The following is a 19,011-nucleotide window of genomic DNA, read 5'->3' on the forward strand; positions in this document are numbered from 1 at the left end:
TCAGTGCGAGTACCAGTGCGGATACGACTGTGTTCGTTCGAGTGATGAACGACCGGCCCGCGCGGCCCGGTTCCTGCTGGACTCACCCGTGCGGGTGAACTCCCCTGTCCTCACAGTCGCTTGACCCCCTTGATGCGCGCCGCGCGCGCCGTGCGCGCCCGCACCGCCTTCACCTTCAGACCGCCCAGTCCGCCGCGCTGGCCACCGATGCGCAGGCCGGTGCCCCCGGAGAGCCAGCCCGAGGAGATGTCGGTCTTCTTGGCCTGGGAGCCGGTGTCGGCGAGCGGGTCGTTCTCCGCGCGCCGGGCCAGCGCCATGACCCCCGGGACGACGAACGGCGCGAGCAGCAGGTCGTACAGGGCGGCCGTGAACAGCAGGCTGCCGAGGCCGACATGGCGGGCGGCGGTGTCCCCGACGAGGGCGCCCACCCCCGCGTACAGCAGGGTCGTGCCGATGGCGGCGACGACCACGACGACCATCGGCCCGGTGGCCGACTTGAGCCGGCCGTTGTCGGGCCTGATGAGCCCGGCGAGGTAGCCGATCACGCACAGCACCAGCGCGTAGCGGCCGGCGGCGTGGTCGGCGGGCGGGGCGAGGTCGGCGAGCAGACCGGCGCCGAACCCGACGAGGGCGCCGCCGACATGGCCGTAGACCATGGCGAGGCCCAGCACGGTGAGCAGCAGCAGATCGGGGACGGCGCCCGGCAGATGCAGCCGGGCCAGGACGCTCACCTGCACCACCAGGGCGACGACGACCAGAGCGGAGGAGAGCAGGATTCGGTTGACGCGCATCGGGCTTCAGCTCCTACTGCTCTTGCTCGTACGGGTTCTGTCCGTCGCCCGGAGGCTGATACCGGCCGTCGGCCCGGGGCTGGAGGAGCCCGTCGGCCAGCGGCTGGTTCTGGCCGTCCGTCTGCGGCTGTTCCTGGCCGTCGGCCGAGGGGTCGGCGCCCGGCGTGACCGTGACGGTCACGGTGGGCGTGGGAGTCGGCTTGGGCTTGGCGGGGAGCACCGTGTCGCGCGGGTCCTTGGTGGGCGCCTGGACGACGACACCGACGATGTCGAGCTTGGAGAAGCCGACGTACGGCGTGACGTAGAGGGTGCGGGTCAGGTCGCCGCCGGACGGGTCGACGCGGGAGACGACACCGACGGGGACGCCCGGCACGAAGGGCTTGTCCGCCTGCGAGCCGAAGGTGACGAGCCGGTCGCCCTTCTTCACCTCGGCCTTGCCGTTGAGGAGTTCGACGCGCAGCGGGCGGTCCCCCTGGCCGGAGGCGAAGCCGAGCTCGTCGGTGGACTCCATGCGCGTGCCGACGGTGAAGTCGGGGTCGTTGGCCAGGAGCACGGTGGCGGTGTTCGGGCCGACGGTGGTGACCCGCCCGACCAGCCCGTCGCCGTTCAGCACCGTCATGTCGCGCTGGATGCCGTCGTTGGCGCCGACGTCGACGGTGATGGTCCAGGAGAAGCCCTGGGCCGCTCCTATGGCGATGACCTCGGCGCCCTTGATGCCGTACTGGCCCGCGCCCGCGACCTTCAGCATCTTGTCCAGCTGCTTCAGCCGGCTGCTGTCGCGCTCGTCGCTGCCGAGTTTCGCCTTGAGGGCGGCGTTCTCCTGCTCCAGCTGGGCGAGCCGGTCGTGGCGCTCACCGGAGTCACGGATCGCGGCGACGGCGTTGCCGACCGGGTTCACCGCGGACGACACGCCGTCCTCGATGGGGCCGAAGACCGTGGCAGCGGCCTGGCGGGCACCGTCGACCGGGGAGTCCTCACCACCGCGGATGTCCACCGTGATCAGTGCGAACGCGATGGCGATCAGCAGCACCAGGAGCAGCCGGCTCTCTCGTGTGTCCCTCACGTGCGGCGGCCGTGCCTTCCTCATTGGAATGTGCAGAGGTTTTTCGTCTGCAGGAAAGTGCAGAGGTATCGGTTTTCAGATGTTCCGGATGCGCAGATACGTATGTGTGAGCTTATGCCTCTATATCAACGATCCGCCGTACGAGAGGAGATCATCCCGTACGGCGGAACCGAAGAGTTACGTCATCTGCGCGGCTGGGCGTCGAGCACCTGCTGCAACGCCTCGAACTCCTCGACGCACTTGCCGGAACCGAGCGCCACGCTGTCCAGCGGGTCCTCGGCGATGTGGATCGGCATGCCGGTCTCGCGCCGCAGCCGCTCGTCGAGGCCGCGCAACAGGGCGCCGCCGCCGGTCAGAACGATTCCTCGGTCCATGATGTCGCCGGACAGCTCCGGCGGGCACTTGTCGAGGGTCGTCTTCACGGCGTCCACGATGGCGTTGACGGGTTCCTCGATGGCCTTGCGCACCTCGGCCGCGGAGATGACGACGGTCTTCGGCAGCCCGGACACGAGGTCCCGGCCGCGGATCTCCGTGTGCTCGTCGGAGTCGAGGTCGTACGCCGAACCGATCGTGATCTTGATCTGCTCGGCCGTCCGCTCACCCAGCAGAAGGGAGTACTCCTTCTTGATGTGCTGGATGATCGCGTTGTCCAGCTCGTCACCCGCGACGCGGATGGACTGGGCGGTGACGATGCCGCCGAGGGAGATGACCGCGACCTCCGTGGTGCCGCCGCCGATGTCGACCACCATGTTGCCCGTGGCCTCGTGGACCGGCAGGCCGGAACCGATGGCCGCGGCCATGGGCTCCTCGATGATGTGCACCTGGCGGGCGCCGGCCTGGGACGACGCCTCGATCACGGCGCGGCGCTCGACGCCGGTGATGCCCGAGGGCACGCAGACGACGACCCGCGGGCGAGCCAGGTAACGCCGCTTGTGGATCTTCAGGATGAAGTAGCGGAGCATCCGCTCGGTGATCTCGAAGTCGGCGATCACGCCGTCCTTCAGCGGACGCACGGCAACGATGTTGCCGGGCGTGCGCCCGATCATCTTCTTCGCCTCGGCACCGACCGCGAGGATGCCGCCGGTGTTGGTGTTGATCGCGACGACCGACGGTTCGTTGAGAACGATCCCGCGACCCCTGACGTACACCAGCGTGTTGGCGGTCCCGAGGTCGACAGCCATGTCACGGCCGATGAACGACATTGAGTTCCCCATCAGGATTCGTCTGGCCTTCCCGGGAGCTTTTGATGGCTTGTCAGGTCGGCGAAGTGGGTGCTGTGACGTGAAGGCTTCCATCGTAGACGCGCCTGCACGAACACTGCGGGAGGGTCTTCGCCATTGTCAGCAGATGGCGAGTCGCCTCGCTTGTGGAGACGGGCCATCGGGGGCACTCGTTCCCTCGATCGCCACGCATATGCATTTGGTATGCACTCCGGTGTGGAGATTCAATCTCCACACCCTCTCCGTTCAACTACGAAGGGGTTACGCACGCCCCGGGAAGAAGATCTTCACCTCGCGCTCCGCGGACTCCTCGGAGTCGGAGGCGTGGATGAGGTTCTCGCGGACGATCACACCGTAGTCACCGCGGATCGAGCCCGGCGCGGCGGCGATCGGGTCGGTCGGACCGGCGAGCGCGCGCAGCCCCTCGATGACCCGCTCGCCCTCGACGATCAGGGCGACGACGGGGCCGGAGGCCATGAACTCCACCAGCGGCTCGTAGAAGGGCTTGCCCTTGTGCTCGCCGTAGTGCTGCTCCAGGGTCTCCTGGTCCAGGGTGCGCAGCTCCAGCGCGGTGATCTGCCAGCCGGCCTTGCGCTCGATGCGGCTGATGATCTCGCCGGTCAGGCCGCGGCGGACTGCGTCGGGCTTGAGCAGGACGAGGGTGCGCTGGGTCACGGGATGGCTCCTTCTTACTGCCGGTGTGCGGTGGGATGAGGTTACAGGGCGTGTCCAGGCGCCTGTTACGCAGCGTCAGGTGTGGAGGAGTCCGCCTGCGCGGCGAATCTCGCCTTCGCCTCGTCGACCTTCTTGCCGTAGTGCACCGAAGCCCACCAAAGTGCCGCGAAGATCGCGCCCAGGAAGAACATCGTGGGAACGATGAACCCGGAGGCGATGAGCGCGATCTGGAGGGCCCAGCCGAGGGCGACGCCGCCGGGGCGGGTCACCAGGCCGCACAGCAGGACGCACAGGAACATCGCGATCCCGCTGACCGTCCACACCGTCGACATGGCCAGATCGGGGTCCTTCATCGCGACCAGACCGGCGAAGCCGATGACGAAGAACTCGCCGATCAGGGTCGAGGAACAGAGGGTACGCATCTTTCGGACTCAGCCCTTCCCCAGCAGCAGCCGGGCCTCGCCGACCGTGATGACGGACCCCGTGACCAGCACACCGCCGCCCGTGAACTCGCCCTCCTCCTCGGCCAGCGTGATCGCGGCCTCCAGGGCGTCCGGCAGTCGCGGCTCGACCTGCACGCGCTCGTCGCCGAACACCTCGACGGCGATGGCCGCGAGCTCGTCGGCGTCCATGGCGCGGTGCGAGGAGTTCTGCGTGACGACCACCTCGGCGAAGATCGGCTCGAATGCCTCCAGCAGCTCCCGCACGCTCTTGTCGCTGCTCGCGCCGACCACGCCGATGAGCCGGCTGAAGTCGAAGGCCTCCCCGATCGCCTCGGCGACCGCCCGCGCGCCCGCCGGGTTGTGGGCGGCGTCCAGCACGACGGTCGGAGAGCGCCGTACGACCTCCATCCGGCCCGGCGAGGAGACGGCGGCGAACGCCTTGCGGACCGTGTCGATGTCCAGCGGCTCGGCGCGCGCCGCGCCGACGCCGAAGAACGCCTCCACGGCGGCGAGGGCGACGGCGGCGTTGTGCGCCTGGTGCGCGCCGTGCAGCGGCAGGTACACCTCGGGGTACTCGCCGCCGAGTCCGCGCAGCGTGACCAGTTGTCCGCCGACGGCGACCTGACGTGCGACGACCCCGAACTCCAGGCCCTCGCGGGCGACCGTGGCGTCGACCTCGACGGCCTTCTTCAGCAGCACCTGCGCGGCGTCCACCGGCTGCTGGGCCATGATCACGGTGGCGTCCTGCTTGACGATGCCGGCCTTCTCGACGGCGATCTCGCCCGGGGTGGAGCCCAGCCGGTCGGTGTGGTCGAGGTCTATGGGCGTCACGACGGCGACGTCGCCGTCGATGACGTTGGTGGCGTCCCAGGAGCCGCCCATGCCCACTTCCACGACGGCGACGTCGACGGGCGCGTCCGCGAAGGCCGCGTACGCCATGCCCGTGAGCACCTCGAAGAAGGAGAGGCGGTACTCCTGCGAGGAGTCGACCATCTCGATGTACGGCTTGATGTCGTTGTACGTCTCGATGAAGCGCTCGGCGGAGACCGGGGCGCCGTCGAGGCTGATCCGCTCGGTGATCGACTGGACATGCGGCGAGGTGTAGCGGCCGGTGCGCAGCTCGAAGGCGCCGAGGAGGGCCTCGATCATGCGGGCGGTCGAGGTCTTGCCGTTGGTGCCGGTGATGTGGATCGAGGGGTACGAGCGCTGGGGCTCGCCCAGGAGGTCCATGAGCGCGGCGATACGGCTGACCGAGGGCTCCAGCTTGGTCTCGCCCCAGCGGGTGGCGAGCTCGGCCTCGACCTCGCGCAGGGCCTTGTCGACCTCGGGGTCCTCGGGGCGCGCCGGCACGTGCGCCTGCGGCGCGCCGCCCTGGGTACGCAGGGTTCGGCTGCCGGCCTCGATGACGGCGAGATCGGGGTCGCGGTCGGTCTCCGCCGCGATGATCTCTTCGAAGGGGTCGAGGGGGTCGGGCTCGTTCTGGTCGCTCACGGGGCCAGTCTACGGAGCGCGACTGACAGTGCGCCCAGGGAGTGGGGTGTCGTGGGTCGCCAGGCGGCTGAAGTGAATCGTGGCCGGTCGCGCCCACGCGGCGGAGCCGCATATCGATGCAGCCCCGCGCCCCGAGAGAGGTGCGCGAAGGCCCCCGGAACCAGGAGCGCTCCGAGGGCCTTCGTCGTCGTAACGACAGCTACGCCTGCGGCAGGCGCTCCAGCTGGGCGGCGATCCGGGCGATGTCCTCCTCGGCCTTCGCCAGGCGGCCGCGGATCTTCTCCACGACGTTGTCCGGGGCCTTCGCGAGGAACGCCTCGTTGCCGAGCTTGGCGGTGGCCTGGGCCTTTTCCTTCTCGGCGGCGGCGAGGTCCTTGGCCAGGCGCTTGCGCTCGGCCGCGACGTCGATCACACCGGACAGGTCGAGCGCGACCTCCGCGCCCGCGACCGGCAGGGTCGCCGTCGCCGAGAAGTTCTCGCCCTCCGGCTGCAGGCGCAGCAGCTGGCGGATCGCGGGCTCGTGCGCGGCGAGGGTCGTGCCGTCCAGGGTCAGGCGGGCCGGGACGCGCTGGCCCGGCTGCAGGCCCTGGTCGGCGCGGAAGCGGCGGACCTCGGTGATGACCGACTGGAGCGACTCGATCTCCCGCTCGGCACCCTGGTCACGGAAGCCGCTGTCGGCCGGCCACTCGGCGATCACGATCGACTCGCCGCCGGTCAGCGTGGTCCACAGGGTCTCCGTGACGAACGGGACCACCGGATGCAGCAGCCTCAGCGTGACGTCGAGGACCTCGCCGAGGACGCGCTTGGAGACCTCGGCCGCCTCGCCGCCCGCCTGGAACGTCGTCTTCGACAGCTCGACGTACCAGTCGAAGACCTCGTCCCACGCGAAGTGGAACAGGGCGTCGGACAGCTTGGCGAACTGGAAGTCCTCGTAGAACGCGTCGACTTCGGCGACGACCGAGTTGAGGCGGGAGAGGATCCAGCGGTCCGTGGAGGACATCGCCGACGCGTCCGGCAGCGGGCCCTCGACCGTCGCGCCGTTCATCAGCGCGAAGCGGGTGGCGTTCCAGATCTTGTTGGCGAAGTTGCGGGAGCCCTGGACCCAGTCCTCGCCGATGGGGACGTCGACGCCGGGGTTGGCACCGCGCGCGAGGGTGAAGCGGAGCGCGTCGGAGCCGTACTTGTCCATCCAGTCCAGCGGGTTGACCGCGTTGCCGAAGGACTTCGACATCTTCTTGCCGAACTGGTCGCGGACCATGCCGTGCAGGGCGATGGTGTGGAACGGCGGGGTGCCGTCCATCGCGTACAGGCCGAACATCATCATCCGCGCGACCCAGAAGAAGAGGATGTCGTAGCCGGTGACCAGGACGGAGTTCGGGTAGAACTTCGCGAGCGACTCGGTCCGTTCGGGCCAGCCGAGGGTCGAGAAGGGCCACAGGCCGGAGGAGAACCAGGTGTCGAGGACGTCGGTGTCCTGACGCCAGCCCTCACCGGTCGGCGGCTCCTCGTCCGGGCCGACGCAGACGACTTCACCGTTCGGGCCGTAGAAGACCGGAATGCGGTGGCCCCACCACAACTGCCGCGAGATGCACCAGTCGTGGAGGTTGTCGACCCAGTCGAAGTACCGCTTCTCCATCTCCTGCGGGTGGATCTTGACCCGGCCGTCACGGACCGCGTCACCGGCGGCCCTGGCGAGCGGGCCGACCTTGACCCACCACTGCATCGACAGGCGCGGCTCGATGGTGGTCTTGCAGCGCGAGCAGTGGCCGACGGAGTGGACGTAGGGCCGCTTCTCCGCGACGATCCGGCCCTCGGCGCGCAGCGCGGCGACGATCGCCGAGCGGGCCTCCAGTCGGTCCAGGCCCTGGAAGGGGCCGTGGGCGGTGATGACCGCGTGCTCGTCCATGACCGTGATGGCCGGCAGGTCGTGGCGCTGGCCGATCTCGAAGTCGTTCGGGTCGTGGGCCGGGGTCACCTTGACCGCGCCCGTGCCGAACTCGGGGTCGACGTGGGTGTCGGCGACGACCGGGATCGAGCGGTCGGTCAGCGGCAGCTTGATGAGCTTGCCGACCAGGTGCTTGTAGCGCTCGTCGTCCGGGTGGACGGCGACGGCGGTGTCACCGAGCATCGTCTCGGCACGGGTCGTGGCGACGACGATGGTCTCGTCCCCGTCGCCGTACTTCATGGAGACGAGCTCGCCGTCGTCGTCCTGGTACTCGACCTCGATGTCCGAGATGGCGGTGAGACACCGGGGGCACCAGTTGATGATGCGCTCGGCACGGTAGATCAGCTCGTCGTCGTAGAGCCGCTTGAAGATGGTCTGAACGGCCTGGGACAGGCCCTCGTCCATGGTGAAGCGCTCGCGCGACCAGGCGACACCGTCACCGAGCCGTCGCATCTGCCCGGAGATCTGCCCGCCGGACTCGCCCTTCCACTGCCAGACGCGCTCGACGAACGCCTCGCGGCCGAGGTCGTGGCGGGACTTGCCCTCCTTGCCGAGCTCGCGCTCGACGACGTTCTGCGTGGCGATGCCGGCGTGGTCCATGCCGGGCTGCCACAGCGTCTCGAAGCCCTGCATGCGCTTACGGCGCGTCAGGGCGTCGATGAGGGTGTGCTCGAAGGCGTGCCCGAGGTGCAGGCTGCCGGTGACGTTCGGCGGGGGGATGACGACGGTGTACGGCGGCCTGTCGCTCTTCGCGTCCGCCTCGAAGTAACCGCGCTCTACCCAGCGCTCGTACAGCGGCCCCTCTACATCGGCCGGCGCGTACTGGGTCGGCAGTTCGGTGTCGGGCGCTGGTGGCTGCTGCTGAGCGTTCTCGGTCACGGGCTCAGTTTAGGGGTGTCTCGGGGGTGTCCCGAAACGCGTTTGTTCTGTAACGGTGGGCACCCCGATGCCATGCGTTGCCTGTGTCTGCGCCAGGATGTCAGGAACACATAAGCATCTGGAGGGGAACCCAGGAATGAGTCACAACCAGCCGGGCCCGTACGGCGGGCAGCCCCAGCAGCCCGGTCCGTACGGCGGGCAGCCCCAGCAGCCCGGGCCCTACGGCCAGCCGCAGGCGCCCCAGCCCGGCTACGGCTACCCCCAGCAGGCTCCGCCGGCCCAGCCCGGGTACGGCTACCCGCAGCAGCCCCCGCAGGGCGTCCCGCCCCAGCAGCCCTACGGCCAGCAGCCCCCGTACGGCCAGCAGCCGCCCTATGGCCAGCAGCCGTACGGAATGCCGCAGCCCCCGGCGCCGGGTGGCGGCGGCAAGAAGACCGGCCTGATCATCGGCGCCGTGGCCGTGGTGGTCGCGATCGGCGTCGGCGCGTACTTCGCCCTCGGCGGCAGCCGCGGCGGTGGCGCGGGCAACCTGGAGAACGACGGGGCGCACAAGCTGGCCACGCCGGAGAAGCTGCTCAGCGAGTACACGCGGGCCACCAAGGCAGGCGAGACCATCGGCGAGTCCAGCACCACCGCCGACGACCTGGAGAAGAGCGGCGTCAAGAACGGCGAGAGCGTCGTCGGCGTCTACTCGACGGCCGACCTGAGCGGTTACGACCCGAAGGACCCGAGCACCACGCCGGACCTGTCCGAGCTCGCGACGGCCAAGGGCATCACGTACTTCGGTGCCTACGGCGAGGTCGCCGACCCCGAGGCGGCGCTGGACCGGTTCTTCGCCGACTTCAAGAAGTCGGCCGAGGGAGACACCTCCACCGGCTCCGCCGGGACGAGCAGGACCGAGCTGGTCGGTGAGGCCGAGTCCGTCGACCTCGACGGCGCGGTCATGAAGTGCCAGGCCGCCAAGGGCACCGACCCGGCCACCAAGAAGGAGAAGACGGACTGGTTCTGCGCCTGGGCGGACTACAGCACCATCGCGATGGTGTCGCCGGGCGACGCCACCCAGGGCATCTCCAAGGACGTCGCCGTGGACATCACCACGAAGGTCCGCGCGGAGATCCGCGTCGAGGCCTGACGTCCTCGGCGTCAACTGCGCAGGGGCCCCGGTCGGTTGACCGGGGCCCCTGCGCGTGTTCGTGGTTGCGGCTACGCCGACTTCTGCTCCCCCGGCCCCCGTCGCGCGTCGCGCGGGATCAGGGTCGGGTTCACGTTCGAGTGGACGACGTCGGCCGTGATGACGACGCGGGCCACGTCCTTGCGGGACGGGATCTCGTACATCACGCCCTGGAGGACTTCCTCCATGATGGCGCGCAGGCCGCGGGCTCCGGTCTGGCGGAGGATGGCCTGGTCGGCGATGGCCTCCAGGGCCTCGCGCTCGAAGTCCAGCTCCACACCGTCGAGTTCGAAGAGGCGCTGGTACTGCTTCACCAGAGCGTTGCGCGGCTCGACGAGGATCTGCAGGAGCGCCTCACGGTCCAGGTTGTGGACCGAGGTGATGACGGGGAGGCGGCCGATGAACTCGGGGATCATGCCGAACTTGACCAGGTCCTCGGGCATGACGTCCTCGAACTGGTCCTTGGCCTCCAGCTCCCGCTTGGAGCGGATCGTCGCGCCGAAGCCGATGCCCTTGGCGCCGGCCCGCGACTCGATGATCTTCTCAAGACCGGCGAACGCGCCGCCCACGATGAACAGGACGTTCGTCGTGTCGATCTGGATGAACTCCTGGTGCGGGTGCTTGCGTCCGCCCTGCGGCGGCACCGAGGCAGTGGTGCCCTCGAGGATCTTCAGCAGGGCCTGCTGGACGCCCTCGCCGGACACATCGCGCGTGATCGAGGGGTTTTCGCTCTTCCGGGCGACCTTGTCGATCTCGTCGATGTAGATGATCCCGGTCTCGGCCTTCTTGACGTCGTAGTCGGCCGCCTGGATCAGCTTCAGCAGGATGTTCTCGACGTCCTCGCCGACGTAGCCGGCCTCCGTCAGCGCGGTGGCGTCGGCGATGGCGAACGGAACGTTCAGCATGCGCGCCAGGGTCTGCGCCAGCAGCGTCTTGCCGGAGCCCGTGGGGCCCAGCAGCAGGATGTTGGACTTCGCCAACTCGATGGCGTCGTCACGGCCTTGGGCGCCGCCGTTCTCGCCGGCCTGAACGCGCTTGTAGTGGTTGTAGACGGCGACGGAGAGCGCCTTCTTGGCCGCTTCCTGGCCGACCACGTAGCCCTCGAGGAACTCGTAGATCTCGCGGGGCTTGGGGAGTTCCTCCCAGCGCACCTCGCTGGTCTCCGCGAGCTCTTCCTCGATGATCTCGTTGCAGAGATCGATGCACTCGTCGCAGATGTACACACCAGGGCCTGCGATGAGCTTCTTGACCTGCTTCTGGCTCTTGCCGCAGAACGAGCACTTGAGCAGATCGCCGCCGTCACCGATGCGTGCCACGGTGTGCTTCCCCTTCGCCTGGGAGACGCCTGGACGTTGTCCGATCCAGCGGCTCCTGGTGCTGCCTTATGTCGACGGTACCTTGCCTGGCCCCCCGTTCGGGCCCCCCTTGGCACGGTTCACTTTGACGTGCACCGTCCCAAACCGTGCCAAGGGGCAGCAGACAATACCGGGTCCGCGTCAGCGAACGTCGGCGTTGTTCATCTTCCGGGTGGAGATGATCTGGTCGATCAGCCCGTACGACAGCGCGTCCTCGGCCGTGAGGATCTTGTCGCGCTCGATGTCCTCGCGGATCTTCTCGATCGACGTGGTGGAGTGCTTGGCCAGCATCTCCTCCAGCTGCGAGCGCATCCGGAGGATCTCGTTGGCGGCGATCTCCAGGTCGGAGACCTGACCGCGGCCGGTCTCGCTGTACGGCTGGTGGATCAGCACACGGGCGTTCGGCAGCGCCATGCGCTTGCCGGGCGTGCCGGCGGCCAGCAGCACGGCCGCGGCGGAGGCCGCCTGGCCCATGCAGACCGTCTGGATGTCCGGCTTCACGAACTGCATCGTGTCGTAGATGGCCGTGAGCGCGGTGAAGGAGCCGCCCGGGCTGTTGATGTAGACCGAGATGTCCCGGTCGGGGTCCATCGACTCCAGGCACAGCAGCTGCGCCATGACGTCGTTGGCGGAGGCGTCGTCGATCTGCACGCCGAGGAAGATCACGCGCTCCTCGAACAGCTTCGCGTACGGGTCGTACTCGCGGATGCCCTGCGAGGTGCGCTCGACGAAGCGCGGGATCACGTAGCGGGACTCGGCGGCGGGGCCGGTGTACTCGGCGCGCGTGCGGTCGTACAGGCCGCTGCCGGGGAAGTCGTTCACTGTCTGTCTCCTAGAGGCTGTGGCGGTCGGCTGAGGGCTTGCAGGGGGCCTCAGGCCGCCCCGGTGCCGCCGCCGCCCGGCATCCCGGCGGCCGTCGGGATGACGTCGTCGATGAGGCCGTACTCCTTGGCCTCGAAGGCGTCGAACCAGCGGTCACGGTCCGAGTCGCGGGTGATCTGCTCGACCGACTGACCGGTGTGCTGGGAGGTGAGCTCGGCCATGCGCTTCTTGGTGTGCAGCAGCCGCTCGGCGTGGATCTTGATGTCGGAGGCCGAGCCGGCCAGACCCGCGGAGGGCTGGTGGATCAGGATCTCGGCGTTCGGCAGCGCGAAGCGCTTGCCGGGGGTGCCCGCGCTGAGCAGGAACTGACCCATGGAGGCGGCGAGGCCCATGGCGATGGTCACCACGTCGTTCTTGATGAACTGCATGGTGTCGTAGATCGCCATACCGGCCGTGATCGAACCGCCCGGGCTGTTGATGTAGAGGTAGATGTCCTTGTCCGGGTCGGCGGCAAGGAGCAGCAGCTGTGCGGTGATCTTGTTCGCGATGTCGTCGTCGACCGGCTGGCCGAGGAAGATGATCCGCTCGCCGAGCAGCCGGTTGTAGACCTGGTCGCCGAGGCCACCACCGATAGAGGGCTCGCCGGCGGCGTAGGGCATCAGATTCGTCACGTCTCCACCTGCTCGTCTTACGACGGCGCCGGGCCGTCTCACGTGTTCCCTGCGGGGGGCCTCCGGCGGTTTCGCCGACTTCCCTGCCCCCATACTCATGGACCCTAACGCGCAGGCTGTGCGGTGCCATCCCGGTTCCTCGAGTGTTCGCCGGGGGCGTAGAGCCACGGGACGGACGGCCGACGCCCACTGACCGTGACTGTGCAGGTGCATGGGCGGGTGCGGAACCGTCGCGGGCGTTCGCGCAGTTCCCCGCGCCCCGTGGAGGGCGTCACCGGACCGTACGCCGGAAGGGCCCCGGGGATCTCGCATCCCCGGGGCCCTTCCTACGAGCTGCTCGGCGCCGTGGGCTCAGCCCTCGGACTTCTCCTCGGCGGCCTCGTCGGCGGTGCCCTCGGCGGCCTCGACCGTCTCGGTGGCCTGCTCGACGTCGTCCTCGTCGTCCAGGTCGATGATCTCGCCGTTGGTGTCCTTGACCACGGCCTTCTCGACCACGACGGCCAGGGCCTTGCCGCGGGCGACCTCGCCGACCAGGAGCGGAACCTGGCCACCCTCGACGACGGCCTGGGCGAACTGGTCGGGGGACATGCCGGAGGAGGCCGCACGCCGCATGAGGTGCTCGGTGAGCTCCTCCTGGTTGACGTTCAGCTTCTCCTGCTTGACGAGCTCGTCGAGGACGAACTGCGTCTTGATGCCCTTGACCGCGGCTTCCTTGGTCTCGGCGTCGAACTCTTCCTCGGTCTTGCCCTGGATCTCCAGGTACTTCGCGAGGTCGAGGCCCATCTGGCCGAGCTGGTGGTGCTCGAGGTTGTGCTTACGGGTGTTGATCTCGTCCTCGAGCAGCTTCTCGGGGACGGGCACCTCGACGAGCTCCAGCAGCTTCTCCAGGACGCGCTCCTGGGCCTGCGTGGCCTGGTCGTACTGCTTCATGTTCTCGAGGCGCTTGCGGCTGTCGGCCTTCAGCTCGTCGAGGGTGTCGAACTCGGAGGCGAGCTGCGCGAACTCGTCGTCCAGCTCGGGCAGTTCGCGGGCGGCGACCTGGGTGACCTTGACGGTGACCTCGGCCTCCTTGCCGGCCGCGGAGCCGCCCTTGAGCTCGGAGGTGAAGGTGGCCTCGGCACCGGCCTGAAGGCCCTTCACGGCGTCGTCGATGCCGTCGAGCAGCTCGCCGGAGCCGATGGTGTAGGAGACGCCGCTGGCGACGCCGTCCTCCAGGACCTCGCCGTCGACCTTGGCCTCCAGGTCGATGGTGACGACGTCACTGTCCTCGGCGGCGCGCTCGACCGGGGAGGTCGACGCGAAGCGCTCACGGAGGTCGGAGACGGCCTTGTCGACGTCCTCGTCGCTGACCTCGACGGCGTCGACCTCGACCTCGATGCCGGAGTAGTCCGGGATCTCGATGGCGGGGCGGATGTCGACCTCGGCGGTGAAGTTCAGCGTCTCGCCGTCCTTCAGCTCGGTGATGTCGACCTCGGGCTGGCCCAGGACGTTGAGCTCGGCCTCGTTGACCGCATCGGTGTAGAACTTCGGAAGCGCGTCGTTGACCGCCTCCTCCAGGACCGCACCGCGGCCGAACCGCTGGTCGATGACGCGGGCCGGGATCTTGCCCTTGCGGAAGCCCTTCACCGTGACCTGCTGGTTGATCTTCTTGTACGCCGCGTCGAGGCTGTCCTTGAGCTCCTCGAAGGGCACCTCGACAGTGAGCCGAACCCGGGTCGGGTTCAGGGTCTCCACGGCGCTCTTCACGGTTCGGTCTCCTTGTGGGCTGACTTCTTGGTTTCTGCCGGAGCCAGACTGGTCCGGCGGATTCGCCGCCCGGAGGACCTCGTGACTTCGTACGGAGAGACACACGGGCGTGCAGCTTGCATAGTAACGGCAGCGGGTACACGCCCCCAAAGGCGATCACGGAACGCGATCGCACGAGGTCGTCGCGCATGTGGCCGGTCCTCACCGGACCTGGTCGGGGTGGCGGGATTTGAACCCACGGCCTTCCGCTCCCAAAGCGGACGCGCTACCAAGCTGCGCCACACCCCGTGCTGGTGCGACACGTAGGGTACATGCCCGCAGGCAGCGCGGCTGCCGCATTTTACGGGTGTGCGACAAGGGGCGCCGACCCGCTACGATGCATCCTGTGCCGCGGTCGTCCGACCTGCGGCGCGTCCTGTGCGGGCGTAGCTCAATGGTAGAGCCCTAGTCTTCCAAACTAGCTACGCGGGTTCGATTCCCGTCGCCCGCTCTGTACGGCTCAGGGCCAGGTCAGAGGGTGTGTCCCCGACCTGGCCCTGAGCGTTTTCCCGTCACGTTCCCAGGCTGTGCGTGTCCACCGTGTAGACGGAGCGGATGCCGTAGGGGACGTAGAGGGCGTCGCCGACCAGGGTCGGTGGGGCGCCGGGGGCGCTGGAGTCGGCGGTGCCGCCGTCGTCGCGGCCCTGCAGGGTGGCCTCGACGGCGCCGGTGCGCACGTTCAGGGCGGCCAGGCGGCCGCTGGGGGACGCCAGGTACAGGCGGGTCGCCGAGGCGGTCGGCAGGCCCGGGGACTCCACGGTGGAGTTGCTCTCCCACAGCCGGCGGCCGCTGTCGGGGGCGACGGCGCGGACGCTGCCGCTGGGGAAGGTGACGTAGAGCGTGCCGTTCAGGAGGGTGGGCGTCGCGGTCTCGGGCTGGGGCTCGGACAGCCGGACGGTCGTCACGACGTGTGAGGCAGCGTTGATCAGGGTGATCGTGCGGCGGGTTCCGGTCGTGCCGAGGACGACGAGGCGTCCGCCGGCCCGGCCGACGACGTCCTGGCCCTTGTCCACGGTCACGGTCCAGCGGGGACGCCCGGTGGCCGGGTCGAGCTGTGTGAAGCTCGTACTGGTGACGGCGTCGTCGGTCCACTTCTGACAGACCAGGTAGGCGTCGCGGGCCGCGCTGCGCAGCAGGCATGTCCGGGTGGCCGGTTCCGGCAGCGGGCGCTTCCAGCGGACCTCGCCGGTGTCGGCGTCCAGCAGGGCGTACTGCTGTCCCTTCGCGCCGTACACGGTGACGACGCCCTCCGGTACGGCGACGGAGTAGCCCTGCTCGCTGTTCGGCTCCGTGGCCTCCTCGCCGTCGCCGGTGACCGTCCTCCAGATCACCTCGCCGGTGTCGGCGTCCAGCGCCTGGACCGTGTAGCGGGAGGGGTTGACGTCGCCCTCGGTCCGGTCGTCGGCGCCGTAGACGTACACGCGGCCGCCGCGGGCGGCTATGACGGTGCCCAGGTCGCCGCTGCCGAGTTCGTCGGGGGTGTCGTCGATCGGGCGGGCCCAGGTGTTGCTGCCGTCGGCGAGGGCGAAGCGGGTCGCCATGACGTCGTCGCCGGCGCAGACGAGGGACCGGCCGGTGGCGGCGCAGCGGCTGAACGGGCCGTCGGCGTTGATCGGGTCCTCGTCGACGTTCGGGTCCTTGGACTTCTTGTGCCACTCCTGCCAGCCGGCGGGCAGGTCGCCCGCGGTCGGGGCGGGCTCCGAGTCGACCGCGAGGACGGTGAGGGCGGTCGCGGCGGTCAGCAGGAGGGCGCCCAGGGCGGAGGCGAGAAGGAGGCGCTTGCGCCGTCGGGGGCGCCGGGGCCCGGGGGCGTCCGGCGCGGGGGCGAGGCGCGGGTCGGGGAGCCGGCCCTCGCGCAGGAGGTGGAGCAACTCGTCCGGCGACGGGCGGGACTTGGGATGCTTCTCCAGGCAGAACTGAACGAAGGGGAGCAACTCGGGCGGGACCCCGTCGAGTTCCGCGTCGCCGTCGACGACCCTCACGGCCGTCTCGTAGGGGCTCGGACTGTCGAAGGGACCGTGGCCGGTGGCGGCGTAGGCGACGACCGAGCCGAGGGAGAAGACGTCCGCGGCGGGGCCCACGTCCTGCGGGGACGAGAACTGCTCGGGGGACATGAAGGGCGGGGTGCCCATCACTCGGCCGGTCTGGGTGAGCACGTCGGAGGCGGCGAACTCGGTGGCCCGGGAGATGCCGAAGTCGATGACCCGGGGGCCGTCCTCGGCGAGCATCACATTGGCCGGCTTCAGATCGCGGTGGACCATCCCGGCGCGGTGGATGTCCCGGATCGCCTCGGCGAGACCCGCGGCGAGTTCGCGCAGTTGCTGCGGCGGCAGCGGGCCGTGGCGGCGGACGTGGGTGCCGAGGTCCTCGCCGGGGATGTAGAGCGTGGCCATCCAGGGGCGCGCCGCGTCGGCGTCGGCGTCCACGACGGGGGCCGTGAAGGCACCGCTGACCTGGCGGGCGGCGGCCACCTCGCGGCGGAAGCGGGTGCGGAACTCGTCGTCGTCGGCGTACTGCGCGTGCACGACCTTCACGGCGAGGCGGCGACCCGAGGCGGAGCGGGCCAGGTACACCACGCCCATGCCGCCGGAGCCGAGGCGGTCCTCGATCCGGTAGCCCCCGACCTCAGCCGGGTCCGTTTCGCGCAGCGCCATCCCTTACGTCCCCCGTCCGCACCGTCGCCCGAGGCGTTCGACGATCACGAACGAGGGTATCCGTACCCTTTCGGGCCGCCCCACGGACCCTAGAACTGGATGGAGTTGATGGTCTCGGCTATCGAGTTGAGGAACCGCTGGATGTCGTCGGCCATGCCGGTCGAGGCCAGGAAGAAGCCGAACAGCACGGCGACGACGGCGGGGCCGGCCTTCAGGGATCCGCCACGGATCAGCACCACCAGGACGATCGCCAACAGCAACACCACTGACAGCGAAATGGCCACTACAGATCACACCCTCGGTCGGTCCGCTCTCCCGGCCCGGGGACGCGACCCCGCGCACCCCCGCCAGAACCATCGTGCCACCAACCGGGCCTCGCTATGCGGCACGTGACGTTTCGTTCGCCACACCTGTGCCGGATCTGTGACGGACCCCGGGCGCACCGACCTCTCGCATCGCGCCCGTACGACATTTCGGCGAGAGACCGGCGCAGAGAATTGGAAGGGATCGTTTCCATTGCCACACAACGTGTTCGCCGCTATTTCGAATTCGCGACACGGTGATCATTTCTTCGGCGTCACCTCCTTGCCATATGCACTGCTTAGTCAGGATGAATCCGGACAAGAGGGGTGGCTAACGAGTGTCCACCAGGTGCATGTTCGCCGTACATGCGAAGTCGTTCGCAATAATCGCCAATGACCTCGCGGGTTTTACGAAATCGCACAGGCAACGCTAGGGTGCCTCAGATGTTCCACGCTGCCTCGTCCCCCGTATACGCAGCGAGGTCCTGGATCCGCTACCCGGGCTTCCGACGGGAGGGTCTGTGACGGACTCGCTGCGACCGCACGGCCACAACAGAGCGCCACTCCCCCCGACACAGCAGTCGGCGGACGGAGTGCCGAGTCCGCGCTCACCGCAGGGCAGGAAGGCTCAGGGCGACGCCAGAGCCGCCTCCAGCGGTGCCAAGCAGCGCGACGCGTTCTTCGACAACGCCAAGTACCTGACGATCGTACTCGTCGCCATGGGCCACTCCTGGGAGCCGATCAAGGGCGACAGCCGGATCCTGGAGGCCATGTACACCGTCGTGTACACCTTCCACATGCCGGCGTTCATCATCATCTCCGGCTTCTTCTCGCGCAGTTTCGACGCGAGCCCGAACCGCCTGAAGCGACTGATCACCGGCGTCGCGGTGCCCTACGTCGTCTTCGAGACGGCCTATCCGCTCTTCAAGCGCTGGATCGACGAGGACCCGGGCCAGAACATCAGCCTTCTGGACCCGTGGTACATGACGTGGTTCCTGTGCGCGCTGTTCATCTGGCGGATGACGACGCCGATCTGGAAGATGGTGCGCTGGCCGCTGCCGATCGCGCTCGGCCTCGCCATGGCGGCGGCGGCCAGTCCGGAGATCGGCAACGACCTCGACCTCCAGCGTGTCCTTCAGTTCCTGCCGTACTTCGTGCTGGGCCTGCTCATGAAGCCCGAGCACTTCCACATGGTGCGCACGCGCACGGTGCGGATCCTGTCCGTGCCGGTGTTCACCCTCGCGCTGGCCTTCGGCTGGTGGGCGGTGCCGCGCATGAACACCGCGTGGTTCTACCACCGGGACGCCGCCCAGGAGCTGCACGCCCCGTGGTGGACCGGGCCGGTCATGGTGCTGGCGATGTTCGGCTGCTCGCTGGTGCTGACGGCCTGCTTCTTCGCCTGGGTACCGCGCCGCCACATGTGGTTCACGGCACTCGGCGCGGGCACCCTGTACGGCTACCTGCTGCACGGCTTCTTCGTGAAGGCCGGTGACTACCAGGGCTGGTTCGAGCAGGCCTGGCTGCAGCGCCCGCTCGGCGCGATCTTCGTCACCGTCGTCGCGGCCGCCGGCGTCACGCTGCTGTGCACCGCGCCGGTACGGCGGGTCTTCCGGTTCGCGATCGAGCCCAAGATGGAGTGGGCGTTCAAACGGGACGCCGCCCAGCTGGCCCGGGAGCGGGAGAAGCGCGAGGGCGCGACCGCGCGCGAGAAGGTCAACGCCTGACCCTGCGCCGTTCCTTCACG

General features: G+C 69.0%; 15 protein-coding genes and 2 tRNA genes. 3 read left to right on the forward strand and 14 right to left on the reverse strand.

From position 1 onward, the window contains the following. Positions 1-110 precede the first annotated feature (110 nt). From mreD to AC3ETA_RS02240, 7 genes are all read right to left on the reverse strand, one after another. Positions 111-791, reverse strand: coding sequence for a rod shape-determining protein MreD (gene mreD / locus AC3ETA_RS02210; protein WP_432191096.1), 681 nt, complete (start codon positions 789-791; stop codon positions 111-113). A gap of 13 nt (positions 792-804) precedes the next feature. Further along, positions 805-1,854, reverse strand: a complete 1,050-nt coding sequence (gene mreC / locus AC3ETA_RS02215) for a rod shape-determining protein MreC (protein WP_432191097.1) — start codon at positions 1,852-1,854, stop codon at positions 805-807. Positions 1,855-2,036: 182 nt separating this feature from the next. Further along, positions 2,037-3,056 (reverse strand): rod shape-determining protein, encoded by a 1,020-nt coding sequence (locus tag AC3ETA_RS02220; protein WP_004001297.1) that lies wholly within the window; start codon positions 3,054-3,056, stop codon positions 2,037-2,039. Positions 3,057-3,335: 279 nt separating this feature from the next. Next, a complete protein-coding gene (gene ndk, locus AC3ETA_RS02225; protein WP_030943193.1) occupies positions 3,336-3,749 on the reverse strand; it encodes a nucleoside-diphosphate kinase in 414 nt (137 codons plus the stop codon). 65 nt (positions 3,750-3,814) lie between these two features. Next, positions 3,815-4,171, reverse strand: coding sequence for a DUF4233 domain-containing protein (locus AC3ETA_RS02230; RefSeq protein ID WP_030943190.1), 357 nt, complete (start codon positions 4,169-4,171; stop codon positions 3,815-3,817). Between the two features lie 9 nt (positions 4,172-4,180). Then, on the reverse strand, positions 4,181-5,683 hold the full coding sequence (folC, locus tag AC3ETA_RS02235) for a bifunctional tetrahydrofolate synthase/dihydrofolate synthase (protein WP_432191098.1): 1,503 nt from the start codon (positions 5,681-5,683) through the stop codon (positions 4,181-4,183). A gap of 199 nt (positions 5,684-5,882) precedes the next feature. After that, a complete protein-coding gene (locus AC3ETA_RS02240) occupies positions 5,883-8,507 on the reverse strand; it encodes a valine--tRNA ligase (RefSeq protein ID WP_432191099.1) in 2,625 nt (874 codons plus the stop codon). A gap of 136 nt (positions 8,508-8,643) precedes the next feature. On the opposite strand from AC3ETA_RS02240, the gene AC3ETA_RS02245 reads away from it, so the two are divergent. Continuing rightward, positions 8,644-9,639, forward strand: coding sequence for a hypothetical protein (locus AC3ETA_RS02245; protein ID WP_432191100.1), 996 nt, complete (start codon positions 8,644-8,646; stop codon positions 9,637-9,639). Positions 9,640-9,710: 71 nt separating this feature from the next. On the opposite strand, the gene clpX is transcribed toward AC3ETA_RS02245, so the two are convergent. From clpX to AC3ETA_RS02270, 5 genes are all read right to left on the reverse strand, one after another. Then, positions 9,711-10,994, reverse strand: a complete 1,284-nt coding sequence (gene clpX, locus AC3ETA_RS02250) for an ATP-dependent Clp protease ATP-binding subunit ClpX (protein WP_030967070.1) — start codon at positions 10,992-10,994, stop codon at positions 9,711-9,713. A gap of 180 nt (positions 10,995-11,174) precedes the next feature. Next, complete coding sequence (locus tag AC3ETA_RS02255; RefSeq protein WP_126900000.1) at positions 11,175-11,855, reverse strand: ATP-dependent Clp protease proteolytic subunit; 681 nt, start codon at positions 11,853-11,855, stop codon at positions 11,175-11,177. 50 nt (positions 11,856-11,905) lie between these two features. Then, entirely contained in the window at positions 11,906-12,514 is a 609-nt protein-coding gene (locus AC3ETA_RS02260) for an ATP-dependent Clp protease proteolytic subunit (RefSeq protein ID WP_030967072.1), read from the reverse strand. A 363-nt stretch (positions 12,515-12,877) separates the two neighbouring features. Further along, positions 12,878-14,272, reverse strand: coding sequence for a trigger factor (gene tig, locus AC3ETA_RS02265; protein ID WP_432191101.1), 1,395 nt, complete (start codon positions 14,270-14,272; stop codon positions 12,878-12,880). A gap of 211 nt (positions 14,273-14,483) precedes the next feature. Next, a tRNA-Pro gene (locus tag AC3ETA_RS02270) sits at positions 14,484-14,560 on the reverse strand. A gap of 131 nt (positions 14,561-14,691) precedes the next feature. Between AC3ETA_RS02270 and AC3ETA_RS02275 the strand changes: the two genes are divergently transcribed. Beyond that, positions 14,692-14,762 (forward strand) — tRNA-Gly (locus AC3ETA_RS02275). Positions 14,763-14,823: 61 nt separating this feature from the next. Here the strand turns inward: AC3ETA_RS02275 and AC3ETA_RS02280 are convergent. After that, entirely contained in the window at positions 14,824-16,965 is a 2,142-nt protein-coding gene (locus AC3ETA_RS02280) for a protein kinase domain-containing protein (protein WP_432191102.1), read from the reverse strand. Between the two features lie 89 nt (positions 16,966-17,054). Then, complete coding sequence (locus AC3ETA_RS02285; protein ID WP_004001285.1) at positions 17,055-17,249, reverse strand: hypothetical protein; 195 nt, start codon at positions 17,247-17,249, stop codon at positions 17,055-17,057. A 539-nt stretch (positions 17,250-17,788) separates the two neighbouring features. On the opposite strand from AC3ETA_RS02285, the gene AC3ETA_RS02290 reads away from it, so the two are divergent. Then, positions 17,789-18,991, forward strand: a complete 1,203-nt coding sequence (locus AC3ETA_RS02290) for an acyltransferase family protein (RefSeq protein ID WP_432191103.1) — start codon at positions 17,789-17,791, stop codon at positions 18,989-18,991. Positions 18,992-19,011: the final 20 nt, after the last annotated feature.

This window comes from Streptomyces sp. bgisy027 (assembly GCF_057710365.1).